22 protein-coding genes are annotated in these 22,072 nt (G+C 67.0%); 15 read left to right on the forward strand and 7 right to left on the reverse strand.

What is annotated here, in order from left to right; genetic code table 11:
• Window positions 1–181: 181 nt before the first annotated feature.
• From ehuR to BG61_RS08970, 8 genes are all read left to right on the forward strand, one after another.
• Complete coding sequence (gene ehuR / locus BG61_RS08935) at window positions 182–1,579, forward strand: MocR-like ectoine utilization transcription factor EhuR (RefSeq protein WP_035939231.1); 1,398 nt, start codon at window positions 182–184, stop codon at window positions 1,577–1,579.
• A gap of 78 nt (window positions 1,580–1,657) precedes the next feature.
• Window positions 1,658–2,620 carry a hydroxyectoine utilization dehydratase EutB gene (gene eutB, locus BG61_RS08940; protein ID WP_035939234.1) on the forward strand — a complete coding sequence of 321 codons (963 nt, stop codon included), beginning with the start codon at window positions 1,658–1,660 and terminating at the stop codon, window positions 2,618–2,620.
• Window position 2,621: 1 nt separating this feature from the next.
• Window positions 2,622–3,614 (forward strand): cyclodeaminase, encoded by a 993-nt coding sequence (locus BG61_RS08945; protein ID WP_035939236.1) that lies wholly within the window; start codon window positions 2,622–2,624, stop codon window positions 3,612–3,614.
• A 9-nt stretch (window positions 3,615–3,623) separates the two neighbouring features.
• Window positions 3,624–4,847, forward strand: coding sequence for an ectoine hydrolase DoeA (gene doeA, locus BG61_RS08950; RefSeq protein ID WP_035939238.1), 1,224 nt, complete (start codon window positions 3,624–3,626; stop codon window positions 4,845–4,847).
• Window positions 4,848–4,850: 3 nt separating this feature from the next.
• Window positions 4,851–5,879: a N(2)-acetyl-L-2,4-diaminobutanoate deacetylase DoeB gene (doeB, locus tag BG61_RS08955; protein WP_035939240.1), complete on the forward strand. Its 1,029-nt coding sequence runs from the start codon at window positions 4,851–4,853 to the stop codon at window positions 5,877–5,879.
• Between the two features lie 4 nt (window positions 5,880–5,883).
• On the forward strand, window positions 5,884–6,351 hold the full coding sequence (locus BG61_RS08960; protein ID WP_035939294.1) for an Lrp/AsnC family transcriptional regulator: 468 nt from the start codon (window positions 5,884–5,886) through the stop codon (window positions 6,349–6,351).
• Window positions 6,352–6,478: 127 nt separating this feature from the next.
• Window positions 6,479–7,960, forward strand: a complete 1,482-nt coding sequence (locus tag BG61_RS08965) for an NAD-dependent succinate-semialdehyde dehydrogenase (protein ID WP_035939242.1) — start codon at window positions 6,479–6,481, stop codon at window positions 7,958–7,960.
• Window positions 7,961–7,987: 27 nt separating this feature from the next.
• Window positions 7,988–9,385: an aspartate aminotransferase family protein gene (locus BG61_RS08970; protein WP_035939244.1), complete on the forward strand. Its 1,398-nt coding sequence runs from the start codon at window positions 7,988–7,990 to the stop codon at window positions 9,383–9,385.
• 168 nt (window positions 9,386–9,553) lie between these two features.
• Here the strand turns inward: BG61_RS08970 and pqqA are convergent, their stop codons facing one another.
• The 3 genes from pqqA to BG61_RS08980 form a co-directional block, all read right to left on the reverse strand.
• Window positions 9,554–9,628, reverse strand: coding sequence for a pyrroloquinoline quinone precursor peptide PqqA (gene pqqA, locus BG61_RS44635; RefSeq protein WP_008353049.1), 75 nt, complete (start codon window positions 9,626–9,628; stop codon window positions 9,554–9,556).
• Window positions 9,629–9,955: 327 nt separating this feature from the next.
• Window positions 9,956–12,847, reverse strand: coding sequence for a bifunctional diguanylate cyclase/phosphodiesterase (locus BG61_RS08975; RefSeq protein ID WP_051672385.1), 2,892 nt, complete (start codon window positions 12,845–12,847; stop codon window positions 9,956–9,958).
• Between the two features lie 257 nt (window positions 12,848–13,104).
• Window positions 13,105–14,064: a GlxA family transcriptional regulator gene (locus BG61_RS08980; RefSeq protein ID WP_035939297.1), complete on the reverse strand. Its 960-nt coding sequence runs from the start codon at window positions 14,062–14,064 to the stop codon at window positions 13,105–13,107.
• 120 nt (window positions 14,065–14,184) lie between these two features.
• Between BG61_RS08980 and BG61_RS08985 the strand changes: the two genes are divergently transcribed.
• On the forward strand, window positions 14,185–14,889 hold the full coding sequence (locus BG61_RS08985; RefSeq protein WP_035939247.1) for a DJ-1/PfpI family protein: 705 nt from the start codon (window positions 14,185–14,187) through the stop codon (window positions 14,887–14,889).
• A 15-nt stretch (window positions 14,890–14,904) separates the two neighbouring features.
• On the opposite strand, the gene BG61_RS08990 is transcribed toward BG61_RS08985, so the two are convergent.
• Together BG61_RS08990 and BG61_RS08995 are read right to left on the reverse strand one after the other, a co-directional pair.
• Window positions 14,905–15,339: a GNAT family N-acetyltransferase gene (locus BG61_RS08990; protein WP_035939250.1), complete on the reverse strand. Its 435-nt coding sequence runs from the start codon at window positions 15,337–15,339 to the stop codon at window positions 14,905–14,907.
• A 43-nt stretch (window positions 15,340–15,382) separates the two neighbouring features.
• On the reverse strand, window positions 15,383–16,123 hold the full coding sequence (locus BG61_RS08995; RefSeq protein WP_035941629.1) for an ABC transporter substrate-binding protein: 741 nt from the start codon (window positions 16,121–16,123) through the stop codon (window positions 15,383–15,385).
• A 133-nt stretch (window positions 16,124–16,256) separates the two neighbouring features.
• Here BG61_RS08995 and BG61_RS09000 point away from each other — a divergent pair, with 133 nt between their 5' ends.
• The 6 genes from BG61_RS09000 to BG61_RS09025 all read left to right on the forward strand — a co-directional run bounded on the left by BG61_RS09000 (window position 16,257) and on the right by BG61_RS09025 (window position 20,880).
• Window positions 16,257–16,775 carry a cupin domain-containing protein gene (locus tag BG61_RS09000; RefSeq protein WP_035929402.1) on the forward strand — a complete coding sequence of 173 codons (519 nt, stop codon included), beginning with the start codon at window positions 16,257–16,259 and terminating at the stop codon, window positions 16,773–16,775.
• 79 nt (window positions 16,776–16,854) lie between these two features.
• On the forward strand, window positions 16,855–17,628 hold the full coding sequence (locus BG61_RS09005; RefSeq protein ID WP_232256076.1) for an IclR family transcriptional regulator: 774 nt from the start codon (window positions 16,855–16,857) through the stop codon (window positions 17,626–17,628).
• Window positions 17,629–17,808: 180 nt separating this feature from the next.
• A complete protein-coding gene (locus tag BG61_RS09010; protein ID WP_035929405.1) occupies window positions 17,809–19,488 on the forward strand; it encodes an FAD-dependent oxidoreductase in 1,680 nt (559 codons plus the stop codon).
• Between the two features lie 6 nt (window positions 19,489–19,494).
• Window positions 19,495–19,698 carry a DUF2783 domain-containing protein gene (locus BG61_RS09015; protein ID WP_035929407.1) on the forward strand — a complete coding sequence of 68 codons (204 nt, stop codon included), beginning with the start codon at window positions 19,495–19,497 and terminating at the stop codon, window positions 19,696–19,698.
• 223 nt (window positions 19,699–19,921) lie between these two features.
• Window positions 19,922–20,614 carry a hypothetical protein gene (locus BG61_RS09020; protein WP_035929410.1) on the forward strand — a complete coding sequence of 231 codons (693 nt, stop codon included), beginning with the start codon at window positions 19,922–19,924 and terminating at the stop codon, window positions 20,612–20,614.
• On the forward strand, window positions 20,614–20,880 hold the full coding sequence (locus BG61_RS09025) for a hypothetical protein (protein WP_051672386.1): 267 nt from the start codon (window positions 20,614–20,616) through the stop codon (window positions 20,878–20,880). The genes BG61_RS09020 and BG61_RS09025 overlap by 1 nt, the downstream gene beginning before the upstream one ends.
• A 58-nt stretch (window positions 20,881–20,938) precedes the next feature.
• On the opposite strand, the gene BG61_RS43235 is transcribed toward BG61_RS09025, so the two are convergent.
• A complete protein-coding gene (locus tag BG61_RS43235; RefSeq protein WP_169743295.1) occupies window positions 20,939–21,091 on the reverse strand; it encodes a hypothetical protein in 153 nt (50 codons plus the stop codon).
• Window positions 21,069–22,070: a cytochrome d ubiquinol oxidase subunit II gene (gene cydB, locus BG61_RS09030; protein WP_035929416.1), complete on the reverse strand. Its 1,002-nt coding sequence runs from the start codon at window positions 22,068–22,070 to the stop codon at window positions 21,069–21,071. The genes BG61_RS43235 and cydB overlap by 23 nt, the downstream gene beginning before the upstream one ends.
• Window positions 22,071–22,072: the final 2 nt, after the last annotated feature.

The raw sequence follows: 22,072 nt of genomic DNA on the forward strand, positions 1-22,072 counted from the left end.
CCGGATGCTCGCAAACCCGTAGGACCATTGCTGCAAGCCCCTTCGCCGGTGTCGCGGAACACAGCCATGAACGCAGCATACAAAGCCATATATTTGTTCCGATTGCTCTAGGACAATAATTTTCAGGCCGTCTTTTGAGCGACCATGGAGGCACGAAAAGCGTGCAGGAAAGGAGCCGAAAGTGAACGAGCGATGGCGCGAAGCGGTGCGGACGGTGCAGGGTGTCCAGTCGAAATACAAGCGGCTGGTGAAGGCGATTGCGAGCGACATTGAAAGCTCGGCGCTGGGTTCGGGCGCGCGCCTGCCGCCGCAGCGCGAGGTCGCGGCCGACCTCGAGATCAGCGTGCAGACCGTGACGAACGCCTACAAGGAACTGGAGCGGCAGGGGCTGATCCGCTGCGAGGTCGGGCGCGGCAGCTTCGTCGCGGCGCGCGTCACCGAGACGATGTCGAACTACATGCTCGATACGGCCGAGCGCTCGGTCGTCGATTTTTCGATTGCGCGCATCATTCATACGCCGGAGCACGACGCGATGTGGCGCAAGGTATGCGCGTCGCTCGCCACGCTCGACGACCAGCCGTGGATCCGCGCGATCCGGCCGATCGCGGGCTTCGAGCATCACCGGCAGGCAGGCGTGCAGTGGCTCGCGTCGCTCAACATGCCGGCGAACCCGGACACGCTGCTCGTCACGAACGGCGCGGCGCACGGCATCTTTCTCGCACTCGCGTCGACGGTCGGCCCCGGCGACACCGTGCTGTGCGAGAACCTCACGGACCACGGCGTGATCGGCTCGGCGAACGTTTTGGGGTTTACGCTCAAGGGGCTCGAAATCGACGAGCACGGCATCCGGCCCGAGCACTTCGAGGAAATGTGCGACAGCGAGCGCGTCTCCGCGCTCGTCTGCACGCCGACGCTGAACAACCCCACCGTGGCGCTGATGCCGGACTCGCGGCGGCGCGCGATCGCGCGCATCGCCGAGCGCTACGGCGTCTACGTGATCGAGGACGACGTCTACGGCGCGCTGCCCGCGAAGGCGCAAACGCCGATATCGAGCCTGATCCCCGAACTCTCGTTCTACTGCACGAGCATGACGAAATCCGTGTTGAGCGGCCTGCGCACCGGCTACCTGACGATGCCGCGGCGGCTCGCGCTGCGCGCGGAAAGCGTGCTGCGCGTGAGCAGCTGGATGGCGACCTCGCCGGTGGCGGAAATCGCGACGCGCTGGATCATGGACGGCACCGCGCAGCGACTCGTCGAGATCCAGCGCGAGCGGCTCGCCGCGCGCCAGGCGGTGGTGCGCGACCTGCTCGGCGCCTACGTGCTCGGCAGCCATCCGCAGGCGCTCTCGGTGTGGCTGCGCGTGCCCGACTACTGGCAGGCGGATCGCATCACGCGCGAGCTGCGCAATCGCGATATCGCGGTCACGTCGCCTGATCCGTTCCTCGTGCGCGGAGCCGAGCGGCCGAACGCGGTGCGGCTTTGCGTGGGCGCCGAAGTGAGCGAGACGGCGTTCCGCGCGGCCGTCGAAACGATGCGCGAAGTGTACGGGCAGTATCCGCACGTGCACGACTTCAGCTGAAATGATCTAGGACATTCAAAAACGATTTTTTAGGACATTAGACTGGGTTGCACTGGAACTCAACGCAGCCAAGCCCACATGTCCGCCTTCTCGCTTGCCGATGTCTATCGCGCCCGCCGGCGCATCGAAGGGCGCGTCTGCCGCACGCCACTCGTCGAATCGCCCGCGCTCTCGCGCATCGCCGGCGTTCCCGTCCATCTCAAGCTCGAAACCGTTCAGCCGACCGGCAGCTTCAAGCTGCGCGGCGCGACCAATGCGCTCGCCGGACTGGCGGAAGAGGGCGTGACGCGCGTCGTCACCGCATCGACCGGCAATCATGGCCGCGCCCTCGCGCATGCGGCGCGCTCGCTCGGCTTGGAGGCGGCCGTGTGCATGTCGTCGCTCGTGCCGAAGAACAAGGTCGATGCCGTCGCTGCGCTGGGTGCGCGCGTCGTGATCGCGGGCAGGAGCCAGGACGACGCGCAGGTCGAGGCGCTGCGCCTCGTGCGCGAGGAAGGTTTCGCATTCGTGCCGCCCTTCGACGATCCGCGCGTGATCGCCGGGCAGGCCACCATCGGTCTGGAAATTCTCGAAGCGCTGCCCGATACCGCGGGCATCGTCGTGCCTCTCTCGGGCGGCGGGCTCTTCAGCGGCGTCGCGTTTGCAGCGAAACGCATCGCGCCCGCCGTGAAGATGACCGGCGTCACGATGGCGCGCGGCGCCGCGATGCATGCGAGCCTCGCGGCGGGCAAGCCTGTGCTCGTCGATGAACTCGAGACGCTCGCCGATTCGCTCGGCGGCGGCATCGGGCTCGACAACCGCCACACGTTCGCGATGACGCGCGAGCACATCGACCAGCTCGTGCTGCTAGACGAGGCGTCGATTGCCCGCGGCATCGTGCATGCGTATCGCGAGGAGCGTCTCGTCGTGGAGGGTGCGGCGGCGGTGGGCATGTCCGCCGTGCTGGATCGCGTGCTCGACGAGCCGCGCGGGCCGCTCGTGATCATCGTGAGCGGCTGCAATATCGATATCGAACTGCATCGACGTCTTGCTGGAGCGTGACATGTCTGCCATTTCCATTCTGGGCGAGGCGCAACTGCGCGCGCTCGTGCCCCTCGATCTCGCCGCCATCGACCAGGTCGAGGCCGCGTTCCGCTCGCTCGCGACCGAAGCCGTCGCGATGCCGCCGGTGCTTCGTCTCGACATTCCCGAGCACGCGGGCGAAGTCGACGTGAAGACGGCGTACCTGTCGCGTTTCGAGAGTTTCGCGATCAAGGTCAGCCCGGGCTTCTTCGACAACCCGAAGCTCGGCCTGCCGAGCCTCAACGGGCTGATGCTCGCGCTCTCGGCGCGCACCGGCCTGACTGAGGCGGTGCTGCTCGACAACGGCTATCTGACCGCCGTGCGCACGGCGGCGGCGGGCGCGGTCGCCGCGCGCTGGCTCGCGAAGAAGGACGCGAAGCGCGTCGCGGTGATCGGCGCGGGCGAGCAGGCCCGCCTGCAACTGAAGGCGCTGATGCTCGTGCGCAAGATCGAGCATGTGAGCGTGTGGGCGCGCGATCCGCAGCGCGCGGCGCGCTTCGCAGAGGAGACGGAAGGCGTGCGCTGCGAAGTCGCCGCCAGCGTGCATCAGGCACTCGAACACGCGGACATCGCCATCACGACCACGCCGAGCCGCGAGCCGCTCATCCATGCACGCGACCTGCATCCCGGTCTGCACATCACCGCGATGGGCTCGGACGCGGAGCACAAGAACGAACTCGCGCCCGATGTCTTCGGCGCGGCACGCTACATCTGCGACCGCGTGCAGCAGACGCGCGTGCTCGGCGAACTGCATCACGCGATCGTGGCGGGCGTCGTCGCAGCCGATGCGGCGTTCGCGGAACTCGGCCAGGTGATCGCCGGGCGGGCGCCGGGCCGCACGAGCGACGCCGACGTGACCGTCTGCGATCTCACCGGCACCGGCGCGCAGGACACGGCCATCGCCGCACTCGCGATCGCGCGTGCGAAGGCGGCCGGAGCAGGAACCATCTTCAACAACGACGTGACGCTCTGAGAGGGGACGATGTCTCAAGCAATGCAACAGGAAGCAACGAAGGCGGGCGCGCCCGCCGTGCGCCTGCCGTTCGAGCGCAGCGAATACGACGCGCGCATCGCGAAGACGCGGCGCGCAATGCAGCAGGCGGGCGTGGATCTGATGATCGTCACCGACCCGACCAACATGGCGTGGCTCACCGGCTACGACGGCTGGTCGTTCTATGTGCACCAGTGCGTGCTGCTCGCGACGGAAGGTGAGCCGGTGTGGTTCGGCCGCGGCCAGGATGCGAACGGCGCGAAGCGCACGGTGTTCATGAAGCACGAGAACATCGTCGGCTACCCGGATCACTACGTGCAGTCGCAGGCGCGCCATCCGATGGACTACCTGTCGGCGGAAGTGATCGCGGCGCGCGGCTGGGACACGTGCCGCATCGGCGTGGAGATGGACAACTACTACTTCAGCGCGGCCGCGTACGCGTCGCTCACGAAGCACCTGCCGAACGCCCGCTTCACCGACGCGACCGCGCTCGTCAACTGGCAGCGCGCGGTGAAGTCGGCGCGCGAGATCGAATACATGCGCGTGGCGGCACGCATCGTCGAGAAGATGCACGCGCGCATCGTCGAGAAGGTCGAGCCGGGCATGAAGAAGAGCGATCTCGTCGCCGAGATCTACTCGGCCGGGATCACCGGCGTCGAAGGCTATGGCGGCGACTATCCCGCCATCGTGCCGCTGCTGCCCACCGGTTCCGATGCGGCCGCGCCCCACCTGACGTGGGACGACTCCGCGTTCACCGCGAACGCCGGCACGTTCTTCGAAATCGCGGGCTGCTTCAGGCGCTATCACTGCCCGCAGTCGCGCACCGTGTATCTCGGCCGGCCGCCGAAGCATTTCATCGAAGCGGAGAAAGCGGTGGTGGAAGGCATCGAGGCGGGGCTCGCCGCGGCGAAGCCGGGCAACCTGTGCGAGGACATCGCCAACGCGTTCTTCGCGGTGCTGCGCAAGTCGGGCATCGAAAAGGACAGCCGCTGCGGCTATCCGATCGGCGCGAGCTATCCGCCGGACTGGGGCGAGCGCACGATGAGCCTGCGTCCCGGGGACAAGACCGTCCTCGAAGCCGGCATGACGTTTCATTTCATGCCCGGGCTGTGGCTCGACGACTGGGGCCTTGAAATCACGGAGAGCATCCTGATTACGGACACCGGCGTCGAGACCTTCTGCAACACGCCCCGCAAACTGTTCGTGAAGGAGTAGCGAATGCGTGAGTCACCGATCCGGCCGACGGTGGATTTTTCCGCCGACGGCGAGCAGCACGGCTTCCTCAAGCTGCCGTATTCCCGCGACGATTCCGCGTGGGGCGCGGTGATGATTCCGGTCACCGTCATCAGGCGCGGCGAAGGTCCGACCGTGCTCCTCACGGGCGGCAATCACGGCGACGAATATGAAGGCCCGATCGCGCTGTCGAAGCTCGCTTCGACGCTCAAGGCGTCCGACATCACCGGCCGCGTGATCATCGTGCCGTTCATGAACTTCCCCGCGTTTCAGGCGGGCACGCGCACGTCGCCGATCGACGCGGGCAACCTCAACCGCAGCTTTCCTGGCAGGCCCGACGGCACGGTGACGGAGAAGATCGCGGACTACTTCCAGCGGCATCTGCTGCCGCTCGCGGACTACGTGCTCGACATTCACGCGGGCGGCCGCACGCTCGACTTCGTGCCGTTCGCCGCGATCCACGTGCTGCCCGACGCGGCGCAGCAGGCACGCTGCGAAGCGGCGATGCGCGCGTTCGGCGCGCCGTATTCGATGCGCATGCTCGAACTCGACAGCGTCGGCTTGTTCGACAGCGCTGTCGAGGAAGCGGGCAAGGTGTTCGTCTCGACGGAGCTCGGAGGCGGCGGTTCCGCGAGCGCGGCGAGCGTCGCGGTGGCGGAGCGCGGCGTATATGGACTGCTCGCCCATGCTGGCGTGCTCGCGAAGGAAGCCTTCGAGGCGGGCGAGTCCGGCCGCACGACCACGCTCCTCGACATGCCCGACGGCACCTGCTATACCACCAGCGAGCACAGCGGCCTGCTCGAGATGTGCCGTGATCTCGGCGACATCGTGAAGGAAGGCGACGTCATTGCGCGCGTGTACGACGCGACGCGCACGGGCGCTGCGCCCGTCGAGTACCGCGCCCGCCGCGGCGGCCTCGTCGCGGCGCGCCACTTCCCGGGCCTCGTGCAGACGGGCGATACGGTGGCCGTGGTCGCCGATATCGTGGAGCGCAACATTCCGGTGGCGATTTAAGTTGATCAAGCTCGACCGCTACGACCTCGCCATCCTGCGCATCCTCGCGCGGGATGGCCGCATCACGAAATCAAGGCTCGCCGAAGAGGTGAACCTGTCGATCTCGCCTGCGTGGGAGCGCGTGAAGAAGCTCGAGGAGAGCGGGATCATCAGGGGGTATCGGGCCGACGTGGACTGGGCGTCGGCGTTCAAGGGCAGCCGCATCGTGGTCGAGGTGACGCTCGCGCGCCATACCGCGCACGACATGCGGCGCTTCGAGGAGCGCGTGAGCGCCGCGCCCGAAGTCGTTCAATGCTATGCGACGGGCGGCGGTGTGGACTACGTGCTTCATGTCGTGTCGCGCGACATCGACCACTATCAGCGCTTCATCGATTCGCTGCTCGTGGATGAACTCGGCATAGAAAAGTACTTCACGTACATCGTCACGAAGATCGTGAAGAGCATGCCCGACGACGTGCCGGACTGGACCTGAAAAACCACATGCCGGCGGCATTCGAATCAGAAAAAACGTGAATTCCAGGCGGCCGCAACAAAAAATTCATGCGGCGCCGCGACCTTAAAGTGGATGCATACCGCAACAGAACAAACAGGAGGCGTTCATGATGCTCGGTCATCCCATCCTTTTCAAGTCGCTGTGCTATGTCGACGGCCGCTGGATCCACAGCGACAGCGCCGCCACCGTCGCCGTGCAGAATCCCGCCGACCAGAGCGTGATCGGCCACGTGCCGATGCTGGAGGCCACGCAGATCGAAGCCGCCGTCGATGCCGCCGAGCGCGCGTTTGGCACGTGGCGCTGGGTGCCGCAGGAAAAGCGCAGCGCGCTGCTCCTGCGCTGGCATGAACTGATCCTGCGCCATCAGCACGACCTCGCGGGCATTCTCTCGCTCGAACAGGGCAAGCCGCTCGCCGAAGCGCGCGGCGAGATCGCGTATGCGGCGAGCTTCGTCGAGTGGTTCGCGAACGAGGCGAAGCGCCTCGCGGGCCGCACCATCCCGACCCACATCAACGGCGCGCATCTTGGCACGGTGATGGAGCCGGCCGGCGTGGCGGCGCTCATCACGCCCTGGAATTTTCCGGTCGCGATGATCACGCGCAAGGCCGCGGCTGCGATCGCGGCGGGCTGCACGACCGTCATCAAGCCCGCGCACGAGACGCCGTTCTCCGCGCTCGCGCTCGCGCAGCTCGCGGAAGAAGCGGGCTTCCCGGCGGGTGTATTCAACGTGGTGCTCGGCGAGCCGCAGATGGCGATGGAGACGCTCGTGCGCGACACCCGCGTGCGCGCCGTGAGCTTTACCGGATCGACGCGCGTGGGCGGGCTCGTCGCGCGCGCGGCGGCCGAGTCGGGCATCAAGAAGCTCGCGCTCGAACTGGGCGGCAACGCGCCGTTCATCGTGACCGCGGACGCCGATCTCGACGACGCCGTGCGCATTGCGGTGGGCGCGAAGTTCCAGACCTCGGGGCAGGACTGCTGCGCGGCCAATCGCATCCTGGTCGCCGCGCCGCTGTACGAGCGTTTCGTCGCGCAATACAGTGAAGCGGTGAGGCGGCTCAAGGTCGGTCCCGCGTTCGATGCGAACGTCGATGTCGGGCCGCTCATGCATCAGGCCGCGTTCGATGCGACCGCCGCCCGCGTGGAGGACGCGAGGGCAAAGGGGGCGCGCATCACGGTGGGCGGCAGGCAGCACGCGCTCGGCGGATGGTTTTTCGAACCGACGGTCGTGGCGGATGCCAAACCGGGCATGCGCATTTACGACGAGGAGAATTTCGCGCCCATATCGGCCATTTCGTCATTCGAAACAATCGATGAAGTCGTGGCGCTCGCCAACGACACCGAATACGGCCTCGCGGCCTACGTATGCGCGCAGCGCGTCGACACGATCTTCCAGCTCGTGAGAAGGCTCGATTTCGCGATGGTGTCGGTGAACGGCGTCAAGTTCACGGGCGCGCCGGTTCCGTTCGGCGGCATGAAGGCATCGGGCCTCGGCCGCGAAGGCGGCGCGGAAGGCTTCGAGCCGTTCGTCGAAACCAAATACTTCTGCCTCGGCAATCTGGGCCTTCCGCTCGCCAGCGCCGCGGCTTAACCGAAACGAAGCAACAAGGAGAAGCACATGACCCAACTCGACCAGCTGTTCAACGAAGACCGCGCGCACTTCATGCACCCGTCCACGCACGCACACGATCACGCGAGCGGCGCGCTGCCGGGCAAGATCGTGACGGGCGCGAAGGGCATCCGCATCGAAGACCATCAGGGCAAGAGCTACATCGACGCGTTCGCGGGTCTCTATTGCGTGAACATCGGCTATGGCCGCACCGAAGTGGCCGACGCGATCTACGAGCAGGCGAAGAAGCTCGCGTACTACCACACGTACGTGGGCCATTCGACCGATACGATCATCGAATTGTCGTCGCGCATCATCGACTGGTCGCCGGCGGGCATGAAGAAGGTGTACTACGGCATGTCGGGGTCGGATGCCAACGAGACGCAGATCAAGATCGTCTGGTACTACAACAACGTGCTCGGCCGCCCGAACAAGAAGAAGATCATCTCGCGCCAGCGCGGCTACCACGGCTCGGGCATCGTGACCGGCAGCCTGACGGGCCTGGCGAGCTTTCACCAGAACTTCGACTTGCCGGTCGACCGCGTGAAGCATACGGTCTGTCCGCACTGGTATCGCCAGGCGCCTGCCGGCATGAGCGAAACGCAGTTCACCGCGTATTGCGTCGAGGAGCTCGAAAAGCTGATCGCGCGCGAGGGCGCCGACACCATCGCCGCGTTCATCGCCGAGCCGGTGATGGGCACGGGCGGCATCATCACGCCGCCGGAAGGCTACTGGGCCGCGATCCAGCAGGTGCTGAAGAAGCACGACATCCTGCTGATCTCCGACGAGGTGGTGTGCGGCTTCGGGCGGCTCGGCTCGAAGATGGGGGCGCAGCACTACGGCATCCAGCCGGACCTGATCACCGTCGCGAAGGGCCTGACGAGCGCTTACGCGCCGCTCTCGGGCGTGATCGTCGGCGAGCGGGTGTGGGACGTGATCGAGAAGGGCTCGCAGGAATACGGCGCGATGGGCCACGGCTGGACGTATTCGGGCCATCCGATCTGCGCGGCCGCCGCGCTCGCCAATCTGGACATTCTCGAACGCGAGAACATCGCGCAGAACGCGGGAGAGGTGGGCGGCTATCTGAACGCGCAACTGCACGCGGCGTTCGACGACCATCCGCTCGTCGGTGAAGTGCGCGGCGCGGGCATGCTCGCGGCGCTCGAATTCATGGCCGACAAGGAAGGCCGCAAGCCCTTCGACGCGGCGCTGAAGGTCGGGCCGAAGGTGTCGGCGGCGGCGCTCGAGCGCGGCGTGATCGCACGGGCGATGCCGCATGGCGACATCCTCGGCTTCGCGCCGCCGCTCATCACGACGCGCGCCGAAGTGGACGAGATCGTGAAGATCGTGCGTGCCGCCGTGGACGACGTGGCGAACCAGGTGATCGGCACGGCAGTGGCCGGCTGACGTCGCCGGAAGCGTTTGGTGAAAGCAAGAGCCCGCGTGAAAACGCGGGCTCTTGCGCTTTCGGCGGGTATGGCGGTTGCCCGGGTCCGGCCAGAGCGGGGCGCTGACGGAAGACGGGCGAAAAAGGCGGACAAAAAAAAGCGGCCGCATCGAGCGGCCGCGATTCGGTTAACGCGTGGCGATATACATCGTAATTTCAAAGCCAAAGCGCATATCGGTAAAGCTTGGGGTTTCCCACTTCATAAAGCCTCCTTTTGCGATGGCCGGCCACACGGGATGCGTGACCGCTGCGCTGTCCCTCTCTGCAAGCGCCGTGCCAAGCAGCGCCGTCTTTGTTATATCGCTTTGTTCTGTCGACGTGTGTCTATATCCTAGTCCTTCTTTACGAAGTGCATCACTAGAAATTATCCCGACGTTCGTTTACGGGATCTTACCGCCGTGGCGAACCGCGCGTGCGGCGGTCGTTCATGCCGCGCGCGCCGCCTCGCGGAGCACGTCGGCGGGCCTGTCGGCGTTGCGCGCCGTTCTGTTTCTGTCGAGCACCGCCATCACCTTGCCGTCGCGGCCTTCTCAGGACGCGCGCCGCTTCGCGCGAAATCCCGAACTCGCGAGACGCAGCGCGAGCGGCGAGCGCATCAACTGGTCGAGCGGCATCGGCCTCGCGAAGAAATAGCCCTGCGCCTGCGCGGCGCCCATTTCGCGCAACACCGCGAGCGTCGCGCCGTCCTCGACGCCTTCCGCCACGAGCGTCAGGTCGAGCGATTCCGCCATGCGCACGATCGCCCGCACGATTGCGCGGCTGCGCGAACTCGCGGTCAGCTCGAAGATGAACGACTTGTCGATCTTCAAGCCGCTGAAGCGGTACTGGTGCACATAGCTCAGCGACGAGAAGCCCGAGCCGAAGTCGTCGAGCACGACCGACATGCCGTTGTCCGCCAGGCGCTGCATCGTGCGCCGCGCGAGATCGGGTTCCGCGACAAGCGCGCCCTCCGTCAACTCCAGGCACACCCGCGACGGCGCGACGCCATGGCGGCGCAGCAGCGCGAGCACCTCGTCCGCGAATTCGGGGCGCGTCATGCTGTAGCTCGAACAGTTGACGTGCACGGGCGGCCAGACCGCGTACTGCGCGTCCGACAGGATGACCGCGACGCGCGTGAGCATGTACAGGTCGAGCCGCCCGATGAGCCGCAAGCCCTCCACGGCCGGCAGGAACTCGCCCGGCCCGACGACGCTGCCGTCCGGCTGCTGCCAGCGGATCAGCGCTTCGAGCGCGACGATCTCGCCCGTCTTCACATCGACGATCGGCTGGAAGTACGGCAGCAGTTCGTCGTCGCGCTTGAGCGCGTTGCGCAGCGCGCCTTCGCGTTCCACCTGGTCGGACACCTCGCGGCGCAGCTCCTGGTTGAACACGATGAAGCTGTCGCGCCCCGCGTTCTTCACGCGGTACATCGCGGTATCGGCGTCGCGCAGCAGATCGGCCGGCTCGGTATGGAACTGGCTGTCGGCGCTCACGATGCCGATGCTGCACGACGAGAACACCGCGTGCTCGTCGATATGGAACGGCAGGTCGAAGGCCGCCAGCACCTTCTCCGCGATGCCCACCGCCGCGTGCACCGTCGCATTCGGCGAGAGCACGGCGAACTCGTCGCCGCCCAGGCGCGCGAGCAGGTCGGTTTCGCGCAGGCAGTTGCGCAGCCGCTCGGCCGCCTGCACGAGCAGCAGGTCGCCGTAGTGATGGCCGAGGCTGTCGTTCACCACCTTGAAGCGGTCGAGATCGATGAACATCACCGACAGCTGCCGCCCGTCCTCGCGATACTCGCGCCACGCCGCCTGCAGCCGTTGCAGCAACTGGCTGCGATTGGGCAGGCCCGTCAACGCGTCGTGGGAATTTTCGTGCAGGAGGCGCGCGTTCGCGTTGTCGAGCTCGCGCGTGCGGATCTGCACGCGCGCCTCGAGTTCGAGGTTCGCCGCGTGCAGCGCTTCGGCGGCGCGCCGCCGCGAGAGCGCGGTGTCGATATGGCGCGAGACGAACGTGAGCAGTTCCTGGTCGCGCTGCGAATAGCGCACGAGCGGCGAATAGCTCTGCACGGCGAGCACGCCGCGCACGACGTCGCCGTCGAATAGCGGGATGCCGAGCCACGAGCGCAGCCGCACGCTTTCGTTGCTCCTGTCGATCGCGCCCTTTTCGATCAGGCGCAGCGCCTCGTCGAAATCGATCAGGCACGGACGGCGCTCGCGGATCACGTACTCGGTGAGGCCGCGCTGGCCGCGCCGCGGCGCAGGCAGTATCTGCAAGATTTCATCGACGTAATACGGAAACGACACTTCCTCCGTCTCGGTCTCGAACAGTGCGATGTAGAAATTGCGCGCGTACAGCAGTTCCCCGACAATGCCGTGCAGGCTGCCGAAAAACTCCACCATGTCGCCGGGGCGGCTCGACAGTTCCGCGATCTGAAAAAGCGCGGCCTGCAGATGCTCGGCGCGCTCGCGCTCGGCGATGCCTTCCCGCAGCACCGCGTTCAGTTGCGAAAGCTCCGACGTGCGGCGCGCGACCTGCTCCTCGAGATCGGCGCGGTGCAGGATCCGGTCGAGCGCCATCGCCACATGGCGCGCGACCACCAGAAAGAGCGCGCGGTCCTCGGCGCTGTAGACGCGCGAGATGTCGTAGACCTGCATCGCCAGCATGCCGAACACCTCGTCGGAGGCGTTTTTCAGCGGCGCGCCCATCCAGAACTCGGGGCGGTCGCCGATGCAGAAGAAGCGGCCCTCGGACTCGGCGGCGCGGATGGCCGCGGCGTCGACGAAAAGCGGCTGGGCGCTCGTGAGCACCGTGGCGGTCATCGAGAGGCGCGCCGGGTTCAGCGTGTCGTAGTTCTCGGCGGCGATGACGTCGGTGTCGATCACGTCGACGTAATACGGATAGGTGATCTTGCCCGTCTTGCGGTCGTAGAGCGCGAGGTAGAAGTTCTCGGCGTCGATCAGCGTGCCGAGCCGCTCGTGCACGCGCTGCAGGAACGCGGAGCGCTCCGGCACCGAACTCGCGAGATAGGCGATTTCATACAGTACGCGCTGCGTGTTCTGCGCGTGCGCGAGCGCGTCGGACTGCACGCGTTCGCCGAGCGACCGGGCGAGTTCGCGCAGCGTTTGGTCGTGTGCGTGTTCGGCGGGCGCGACGAGCCACCCCAGTACGCTTTCGCCGCGGCCCGTCGGCCACCGGTGCCAGCCGTGCGCGGCGCACAGCGGCGCGAGGCGCTCGTCGGCGATGCTGCGCGGCCAGTCGAGCGGCGCATCGCCCTGTCCCGCGAGATGCAGTTGCTCGCCCGCGCGATACCACGACCACGCGGCCGGGGAGCCGCTGCCGCGCGCCGCGCGCAGCAGGGCGTCGATCGACGGCGCGCTGGCCGCGGCGCTGTCCACATCGTCCGGGTCCGGCAACGCGTTGTTCATGGGAAAGAAACTCATCGGCACTCCAGGCGAAAGCCAGCCTCATGGCGTGATTCGTTCGGTGCCCGGCGCGGCAGGGGACGCACGCCCGTCTCTGTTCCCTGCTCGCCCATCAAAGCGCGCGGTTCATCGTCCAGCCTGGCGGGAGCGCAATCGATCGCGGGAGCACGTCGCTCGCGGTTCAATGTATCCGTGTCATCGTAGTAACGGCATGACAAATGAAGCCTTGAGCGGAATTTGTAAAAAGTTTGAAGGGCGGCCGCGTGAACGCGGCATCACGCGTTTCCCGATGCGAACCGCTCCCGGTAAGCCTGCGGCGTCACGCCGATCGCGCGCAGAAAGCCGCGCCGCATGGTTTCCTCGGTGCCGAAACCGCAACGCGCGGCGATGCGCTTCACCGGCAGTCCCGTATCGCCGAGCAGGCGGCGTGCCGCTTCCAGCCGCAACTGCTCGATCGAGCGCGCCGGCGTGAGTCCCGTCTGTGCACGATAGTGGCGCACGAAGCTGCGCTCGCTCATGCCGGCGCGCGCCGCGAGCGCGCCTACCGAGAGGTCCGCCGAGAGATTTTCCGCGATCCACGCGTGCAATTCTCCGAAGCGCTCGCAGGCGTTTTGCAGCGACAGCGCGGCGCTGAACTGCGCCTGCCCGCCCGGACGCTTGAGGAAGACGACCAGATGCCGCGCGACATCGAGCGCGAGCGCGCGGCCGAGATCCTCTTCGATCAGCGCGAGGGCCAGATCGATGCCCGCCGTGACCCCCGCCGACGTCCACACCGCGCCGTCGCGGATGAAGATCGGATCGGGCTCGACGTGCACCGCCGGGTAGCGTTCGGCCAGCTCGGCGCAGCGGGTCCAGTGGGTGACGGCGCGCCGGTCGTCGAGCAGGCCTGCCGCGGCGATCAGGAACGCGCCAGTGCAGACCGACGCGACCCGCCGCGCGCCCGACGCCTGCGCGCGCACCCACGCGACGAGCGCCGGATCGCGCGACGCCTCGTACACCCCCCAGCCGCCCGCGACGACGAGCGTATCGGCGGGTTCGTCCGCGCCCGGCAGCGGCGCCGCGGCGATCCCGAGCCCAGCCGACGTCATGACCATGCCGCCGCCCGCCGCGACCACGCGCGGCAGATAGGGCGCGGCGAGCCCACGCGCGATGGCCAGTTCGCTGGCCGAGGCGAACGCCTGCAGCGGTCCGGCGACGTCGAGCAGCTGCACGTTCGCAAAGGCGAGCACATCGATACGGCGCGGCGCGGTTTTCATGGTATTGGCGTGAAATGTGGGCTATGTGTCATTTCCGCCATAGCCTACCGGCGTACGATTTCCCCGTCCATCCCGTTTTCAGCCAAAGAGAGGTTTCAGATGACGCTCCATATCGGCCTGATGTGTTTTCCGCGTGTCCAGCAGCTCGACATGACGGGCCCCCACGACGTTTTCGCGCAGATTCCCGGCGCCACCACGCATCTGGTCTGGAAGACGCGCACGCAGATCGAATCGAGCAGCGGGATGCTGTTGCGGCCCGACACCACTTTCGACGACTGCCCGCCGCTCGACGTGATCTGCGTGCCGGGCGGATCGGGCGTCGGCGAGCTGATGGAGGACGACGAAACGCTCGATTTCATCCGCCGCCAGGCGAAGGGCGCGCGATTCGTGACGTCGGTGTGCACGGGCGCGCTCGTGCTCGGCGCGGCGGGCCTGTTGCGCGGACGCCGCGCGACGACGCACTGGGCCTTTCATTCGCTGCTCTCCGATCTGGGCGCGATTCCCGTGCGCGAGCGCGTCGTGCGCGACGGCAATCTGCTGACGGGCGGCGGGATCACGGCGGGCATCGACTTCGCGCTGACGCTCGCGGCCGAGCTGGCAGGCGACGAGGAGGCGCAGGCGATCCAGCTGGAACTCGAGTACGCGCCGGCGCCGCCGTTCGATGCGGGCACGCCCGAGCGCGCGCCGCGGGCGGTCGTCGAGCGGGTGCGCGAGCAGTCCGCGGCGGCGCTCGCAAAACGCGCGCAGATCGTCGGCCGGGTGGCCGGGCGGCTCGCGATCGGCGAGCCGGGCGGGGCTCAATGAGCGCTCAATGAGCGTTCATTGGCGCGGCGCTTGGCCGAACCGCTTCTGCATGAAAAACCGCGTGCGGCCGGCGAAGAAGTCGTCGAGCTGGCCGAACACGGAGAAGCCGCATCGCTCGTACAGGCGTCGCGCGCCGGGGTTGAGCGTATCGACCCAGGCCGCGCGGCAGCCGCGCCGGACGGCTTCCTCCTCGGCGGCGGCCAGGGCGCGCGCGCCGAGCCCGTGGCCGCGTGCGTCGTCGCGGACCCAGAGCCATTTGACGAAAAGCCAGTCCCATGCCGTGAAGCCGGCCAGGCCGCCGACGAGCTCGTCGCCGCGATAGAGCGACACCGCGAGGTCGCGCTGGCTCGACGGGCCGAACTCGGCGGCATTGAAGCCGGCGAGCCCGCCGCGCACCTCCGCCTCGAACTCCTCGTCGATCCAGTCCGCGACTTCGATCGTGACGTCCATGCGACCGCCGGTAAAAGTCAGCCCGCGAGGTCAGCCCGCGAGGTCAGCCCTGCGCGGGCGGCGCCACCGACGCCCCGCTCACGCCGTGCCGCGCGAGCGCCGCCTGCACGAAGCCCGAGCGCTTCATCTCCTCGACGAACGCGTGCAGGTGGCGAGCCGCCGCGTCGCCGCGGCTCTTCGGCGTGCCCATCGCCTGCTGGATCACCATGAACCGCTCGCCGAGCAGTCGCAGGCCCGCGCGGCCCGCGATGTCGGCTTCGAGCTGCTGCTTCACGCCCGCCGCGACGTCGAGGCGCTCGCGCAGGAACGCCTCGACCACCGCCTGCGACGACGCCTCGCGCACGATCTGCGCATGCTTCAGTTCGCGCGTGAGAAAGAGGTCATACGCGCTGCCCTTGCCGACGACGACGCGGTTCGTCTCGCGGTCCACGTCGGCGTTATCGCGCACGGGCGAATCTTCGCGCACGAGGTAGAAGCCTTCGATCAGCACGTACGGCGCCGTGAACGCGATGCCCGCGCAGCGCAGCGGATCGATTGCGAAAAAGCCGATATCGGCGGCTTCGGTCGTCACCGCTTCGACGGATTTCGCGGCGGTATCGAAGACGACGAGATCGGTGTCGACGCCGAGGCGCGCCGCGAATTCCCGCGCCAGATCGACGGACACGCCGCCCGCCGCGCCGGTCGCGGCGTTCCGGTTGGCGAGGATCGGGTTGCCGAGATTGATCGAGGCGCGCAGCTTGCCGGTGGGCGCGAAAGCTTTCAGCAGGGTCGGGTCGGAGGTCATGGGGGCGTCTGGTGGGTGGGCGGGGTGATGATCACGACATGATGCCTTTTTTTGACGGAACGGCGCGGCCGCGCCCGCCGATTCGATGCAGAATGGCGATCCACCGTTTTGCATCGCACGAGAGGCACCGACCATGCAGGCTCCGCGCATCGACAAGGACGAACTCATCCGCCGCTTCAACTTGCAGCCACATCCCGAAGGCGGGTTCTTTCGCGAGACCTATCGCGCGCAATCGCGCGTGACACGGGAGAACGACGGCGGCGGCGAAACCCGTTCGGCATCGACGGCCATCTACTTCCTGCTCTGCGACGGCGCGCATTCCGCGTGGCACCGCATCCGTTCCGACGAACTCTGGCACTTCTACGCGGGCGATCCGATCGACATTCACGTGATCGACGCGAACGGCCGGCTGAACACCACTCGCCTCGGCAACGCGCTCACGCATCCCGGCGCCGTGTTCCAGGCGGTCGTGCCGGCAGGTGACTGGTTCGCCGCCGAATGCAGTTCGGCGGCGGGCGCGGCGCTCGTCGGCTGCACGGTCGCGCCTGGCTTCGAGTTCAGCGAATTCGAGCTCGCCGCATCCGGCGCGCTCGAAGCGGCGCATCCGGAGCACCGCGCGCTGATCGCCCGGCTGGGGCCGGCTGCGCGCTGAACGCCGCATTCCGGCGGTGCGCGATGCGGGTATCATCCCGGCCATTCTCCTCGACAAGAAAAGGGCAGGGACGAGCGCAGTGAGGCGCGGTATTCAGTCGATCGAAGTGGGCGGCGCGCTGCTGCGGGCGCTCGTGGATCATGGCGGCCCGATGCTGCTCGGCGATCTCGCGAAGAAGGCGGGCATGACGTCGGCGAAGGCGCATCCCTATCTCGTCAGCTACGGCAACCTCGGCCTGATCCAGCAGGATGCCGCCACCGGCCGCTACGAACTCGGGCCGTTCGCGCTGCAAATGGGGCTGATCAGCCTGCAGCGCGTCGACCCGGTGCGCCTCGCGATTCCCGAAATCGGCGCGGTCGCGGCCGAGGTCGAACACACGGTCGCGCTCGCCACCTCGGGCAGCTATGGGCCGACCATCGTCCACATCAACGAGGCGAGCGTGCCGATTCACGTCACCATGCGCACCGGCACGGTGATGTCGCTGCTGCAAACCGCCACCGGGCGCGCGTTCGCGGCCTATCTGCCGCCGCTGACCGTCGAGGCGCTCGTCGCCGTCGAAGAGGCCGGCGGCATGCAGATTGGCGCCGCGCGGCGCGGCTTCACGCGCGCGCAGATCGACGCGCTGCTCGCCGAAGTGCGCGAGCGGAAAATCGCCCGGACCATCGACGAGCCGGTCGCGGGCATCAGCGCGATGAGCGCGCCTGTCTTCGACCACACGCGCAACATCGTGCTCGCGATCACCGCGATCGGCCCGAGCGGCTCGTTCGACGGTGCCTGGGACGGCACGATCGCCCGGGCGCTGCGCGCCTGCGCGGCGCGCGTGTCCGCCCGGCTGGGCTTCTCCGCGGGCTGATCCGCGCATCTTTTCGTTCCGGATTGCAATGACGCCGCGAGCGCCTCGCGCGCGTTCGCACGCCTGTCGTCAGGGTAAACGCAGATTCAACTATGTGAAATGATTTGTACAATGCGGAATTAACGGGATACGTCTAACGCATTCGACGAATCGGGCGCCCGCTTGAACATCGGAGACGCAATGCAGATCGACTATCAAACGCTGCGGTTCGACTATGTGCGGGCCGCCGATCACGATGCCGCCGCGCCGGCGCTGCACCCTGTCGTCGTCGTGGGCGCGGGCCCGGTCGGGCTGGCCGCGGCGATCGATCTGGCGCAGCAGGGCGTGCGCACGGTGCTCGTCGACAACGACGACACGCTCTCCAGCGGCTCGCGCGCGATCTGCTTCGCCAAGCGCACGCTGGAGATTTTCGACCGCCTCGGCTGCGGCGACCGGATGGTGGAGAAGGGGGTGAGCTGGAACGTCGGCAAGGTGTTCCTGCAGGATGAGCTCATCTACACGTTCAACCTGCTGCCGGAGACCGGGCACGCGCGCCCGGCGTTCATCAATCTTCAGCAGTATTACGTGGAAGGCTATCTGGCCGAGCGCGCGCGGCAGATGGACAACCTCGAGATGCGCTGGAAGAGCAACGTGACCGGCGTCACGCAACTGGACGACTGCGTCGAGCTGCAGATCGAGACACCGGACGGCACCTATGCGCTGCGCGCGCAGTACGTGATCGCCGCCGACGGCGCGCGCAGCCCGGTGCGCCGCGCTCTCGGCCTCGACAGCCGCGGTCGCACGTTCAAGGACCGCTTTCTCATCGCCGACGTGAAGATGAAGGCGCCGTTTCCCACCGAGCGCTGGTTCTGGTTCGACCCGCCGTTTCACCGCAACCAGTCGGTGCTGCTGCACCGGCAGCCGGACAACGTGTGGCGCATCGACTTCCAGCTCGGCTGGGACGCCGATCCCGTCGCGGAAAAGGCGCCCGAACGCGTGATTCCGCGCGTGAAGGCGCTGCTCGGCGAGGATGCCGAGTTCGAGCTGGAGTGGGTGAGCGTCTATACGTTTTCGTGCCTGCGGATGGAGAAATTCCGGCATGGCCGCGTGCTGTTCGCGGGCGATTCGGCGCATGGCGTGTCGCCGTTCGGCGCGCGCGGTGCGAACAGCGGCGTGCAGGACGCCGACAATCTCGCCTGGAAGCTGCGGCTTGTGCTCAACGGCGACGCGCCGCCGGCGCTCCTCGACACCTACGCGTCCGAGCGCGAGTACGCCGCCGACGAGAACATCCTGAACTCCACGCGCGCCACCGACTTCATCACGCCGAAGAGCTCGGTATCGCGCATGTTCCGCGACGCGACGCTGAGGCTTGCGAAGGATTGTCCGTTCGCGCGGCGCATCGTGAACAGCGGGCGGCTCTCCGTGCCCGCGGTGCTGCGCGATTCGCCGCTGAATACGCCCGACGCGGCCGCGGATTCGTTTTCCTGCGCGATGTCGCCGGGAGCGGTTTGCACCGATGCGCCGGTGATCGTCGATGGCGCCGACGCGTGGCTGCTCAGCCACACGGGCGGCGAATTTGCCGGCGTGCATTTCTGCGGCCCCGGCGACGATCCGGGCGATTACGCCGCGCGGCTCGGCGCGCTGGCGGGCCTGCCGGTGCCGGTGCGCCCGCTGATCGTGGTGCCGCGCGGCGTGTCGGCACGGGCGCTGCCGGGCGTGACGGTGGTCGAGGACGTGGACGGCATCGTCGCGCAACGTTTCGACGCGCGGCCGGGCACGTTCTATTTGCTGCGTCCCGACCAGCATGTGTGCGCCCGCTGGCGCGCCTTCGACGCCGACGCGATCGCGGCGGCCCTCCATCGTGCAACGTGCAACGGGTAAACGACCATGAACCGACTGAATATCGAATCGAACATTGCGGACCCGGACGCGTTCTACGAGCGTCTCATCGATGCGCACAACGGCCTGACCGATGAAGAGAGCCAGTTCATGAACGCGAAGCTGGTGCTGCTGCTCGCGAACCATATCGGCGATGTGGGGGTGCTGGCCGAGGCGCTCGACATCGCGAGGAGGGGAGTGGGGGCTTCCTGAGCACGTGGGCTGTATGAAGGCGCCGAGTTGAACGCGGGGCGTATTTTTTCGAGATGCGCGCCGCCGAAGGTGCGTTAGCGTCGTGCCGTTGCCACTATTGCAAATGAAGCATGACGGCATGGCTCATGCACTACGGCGGACACCGCTACACGATGGAGCTCGCGAGCGGCTATCGCATGGGTTCGCCGTTCGATCCCGATCCGCAAAAGAAAGCAGCCGCGCAATGCTCGACGCGGTCTATCCCGACGTGTGGGAGCGCAATGCGGAACGGGTGAAACGCGTCGAGGATTTTCTGGTTGCGTCGTTTCCGTACTATCGCAAGGGCAATGCGCATCACACGCTCGATGCGCTGCGGCGGGCGGTGCGCAATGGCGACATGTACGTCGTCGAGCGCGAATCTGAATATCGCGGCGGCTTCGCCGCAGCGCACTCGCGTCAGGAATCGAGCTTTTGGGGCGTGGACGACTACGGGGAAGCGCCACTTGAAAAAGAGCCGTGGCCCGATGTACCCGACACGTCGACTGCCGATTGGGACATCTGGCACGATGCCAACAATCAGGCGATGATGCACGCGGCGGTCCGCGCGGCGCCCGCACTCTTTCTGCCGATGTGCGCCAAGGCGGGATGGATCAGCCGTTACGGCGTGCCGGATTTGTCGGAAGGCTTTGCGGAAACGGGATCAACGCCGCTCGGCGATGCACAGCCGTTTGAAATGGGCGAACACATGCCGTCGCAAAGCGCGACGGACATGGCGGCCCGCGGCGTAAGCGAAGGCGACGAAGCCGAGTGTTACCTGCAGTACGAGCGGGACATGGCCGAATGCCGGGCATATCAAAGTGCGATGGGTGGCGGGCGCTTCATGGAGTTGTGTTCACAGCGAGCCTTTATGGCTTACCCGCAATGTCGAGGTTACTGATGCCGGATAACACGGAGAAGCGCTGCGTCGTCGTCATGTGGTCGGAAGAAAACCAGTCGCTCGTTTCATACACGCTCGACGTCGAGAAGGTCCTGGCAGTCACCGAGCGGCTCTTTCCGCTGGAACTCCCGCTTGCCGACTACGGCAATACGATCGACGACGAGTTCGCACGCCGTTTCGGCAGCGCGACGCTCAACCTGCTGGCGATCACGAACCCTGAATTGAAGCCGTATCTCAAGGTATCGCAACCGCCCGGGGCGCAATGACGCGGCAGCGCTTCAGGCGGGCCTGCCGCGAAAACGGCGCACGCATGCCCCCGGCCCCTCAATGAATCGCCGCCCCCGCCTGAATGAGCAGCTTGAACGGCAGGGCGAGCAGCATCGCCCCGCCGACCCCGCCTGCCCACAGCGCGATGAACCAGAGCGTCCGCCTGAGCCCGCCGTGCCCGCGCTGTCTAGTGGTAGTGATGTTCGCCATGGCGCACCTTTCCTCTGAAAATCCAGTAACCCAGCGTCGTATACCCGACGATCACCGGCAGGATCACCGCTGCCCCGACGATCGTGAACAGCTGGCTCGAGCGCGGCGCGGCGGCGTCCCAGAGCGATACGCCCGGCAGGATCTCGTGCGGCGAGATACTCACGACGAGCCCCGCATAGCCAAGCAGCACGAATCCGAGCGCCATCACGAACGGCCGCTTCTCGTGCTTCGAGCGGATCGAGCGGCGCATCAGCCACGCGCACGCGAGCACCAGGACGGGCACCGGCAGCAGCTTGAAGAAGAGCGGCGAGTCGAACCAACGCATCGCGATGCCTTCGTCCTGAAGCGGCGTCCAGATGCTGACGACGGCGATCGTCGCGAGTTGCAGGACCGTGAGCGGCCACACGATGCGGTAAAAGCGGCGCTGCAGGTCCCCCTCGGTCTTCGCGATCAGCCAGCAGCAGCCGAGGAGCGCATACGTGACGACGAGCGCGAGCCCCGTGAACATGCTGAACGGCGTGAACCAGCCGAACGCGTCGCCGGAAAAGCGGCCGTCGGTGACGGGAATGCCGTTCAGGAACGCGCCGAGCGCCACGCCCTGGAAAAACGTCGCGCCCGCCGAGCCGCCGATGAACGCGAGGTCCCACAGGTGCTTCGTGCGTGAGGCCTTCGCGCGGATCTCGAACGACACGCCGCGAAAGATCAGGCACACGAGCATCAGCACGAGCGGCAGATAGAGCGCGGAGAGCACCGTCGAATAGAGCATCGGGAACGCGGCGAAGAGACCCGCGCCGCCGAGCACGAGCCACGTCTCGTTGCCGTCCCAGACGGGGGCGACCGTGTTCATCATCAGGTCGCGGTCGTGCTGGTCCGGGAAGAACGGAAACAGGATGCCGATGCCGAGGTCGAACCCGTCCAGCACGACATACAGCAGCACGCCCAACGCGATGATCGCGGCCCAGGCAAGGGTGAGATCCATGA

The sequence above is a fragment of the Caballeronia glathei genome, from assembly GCF_000698595.1.
Taxonomy (GTDB): Bacteria; Pseudomonadota; Gammaproteobacteria; order Burkholderiales; family Burkholderiaceae; genus Caballeronia; species Caballeronia glathei.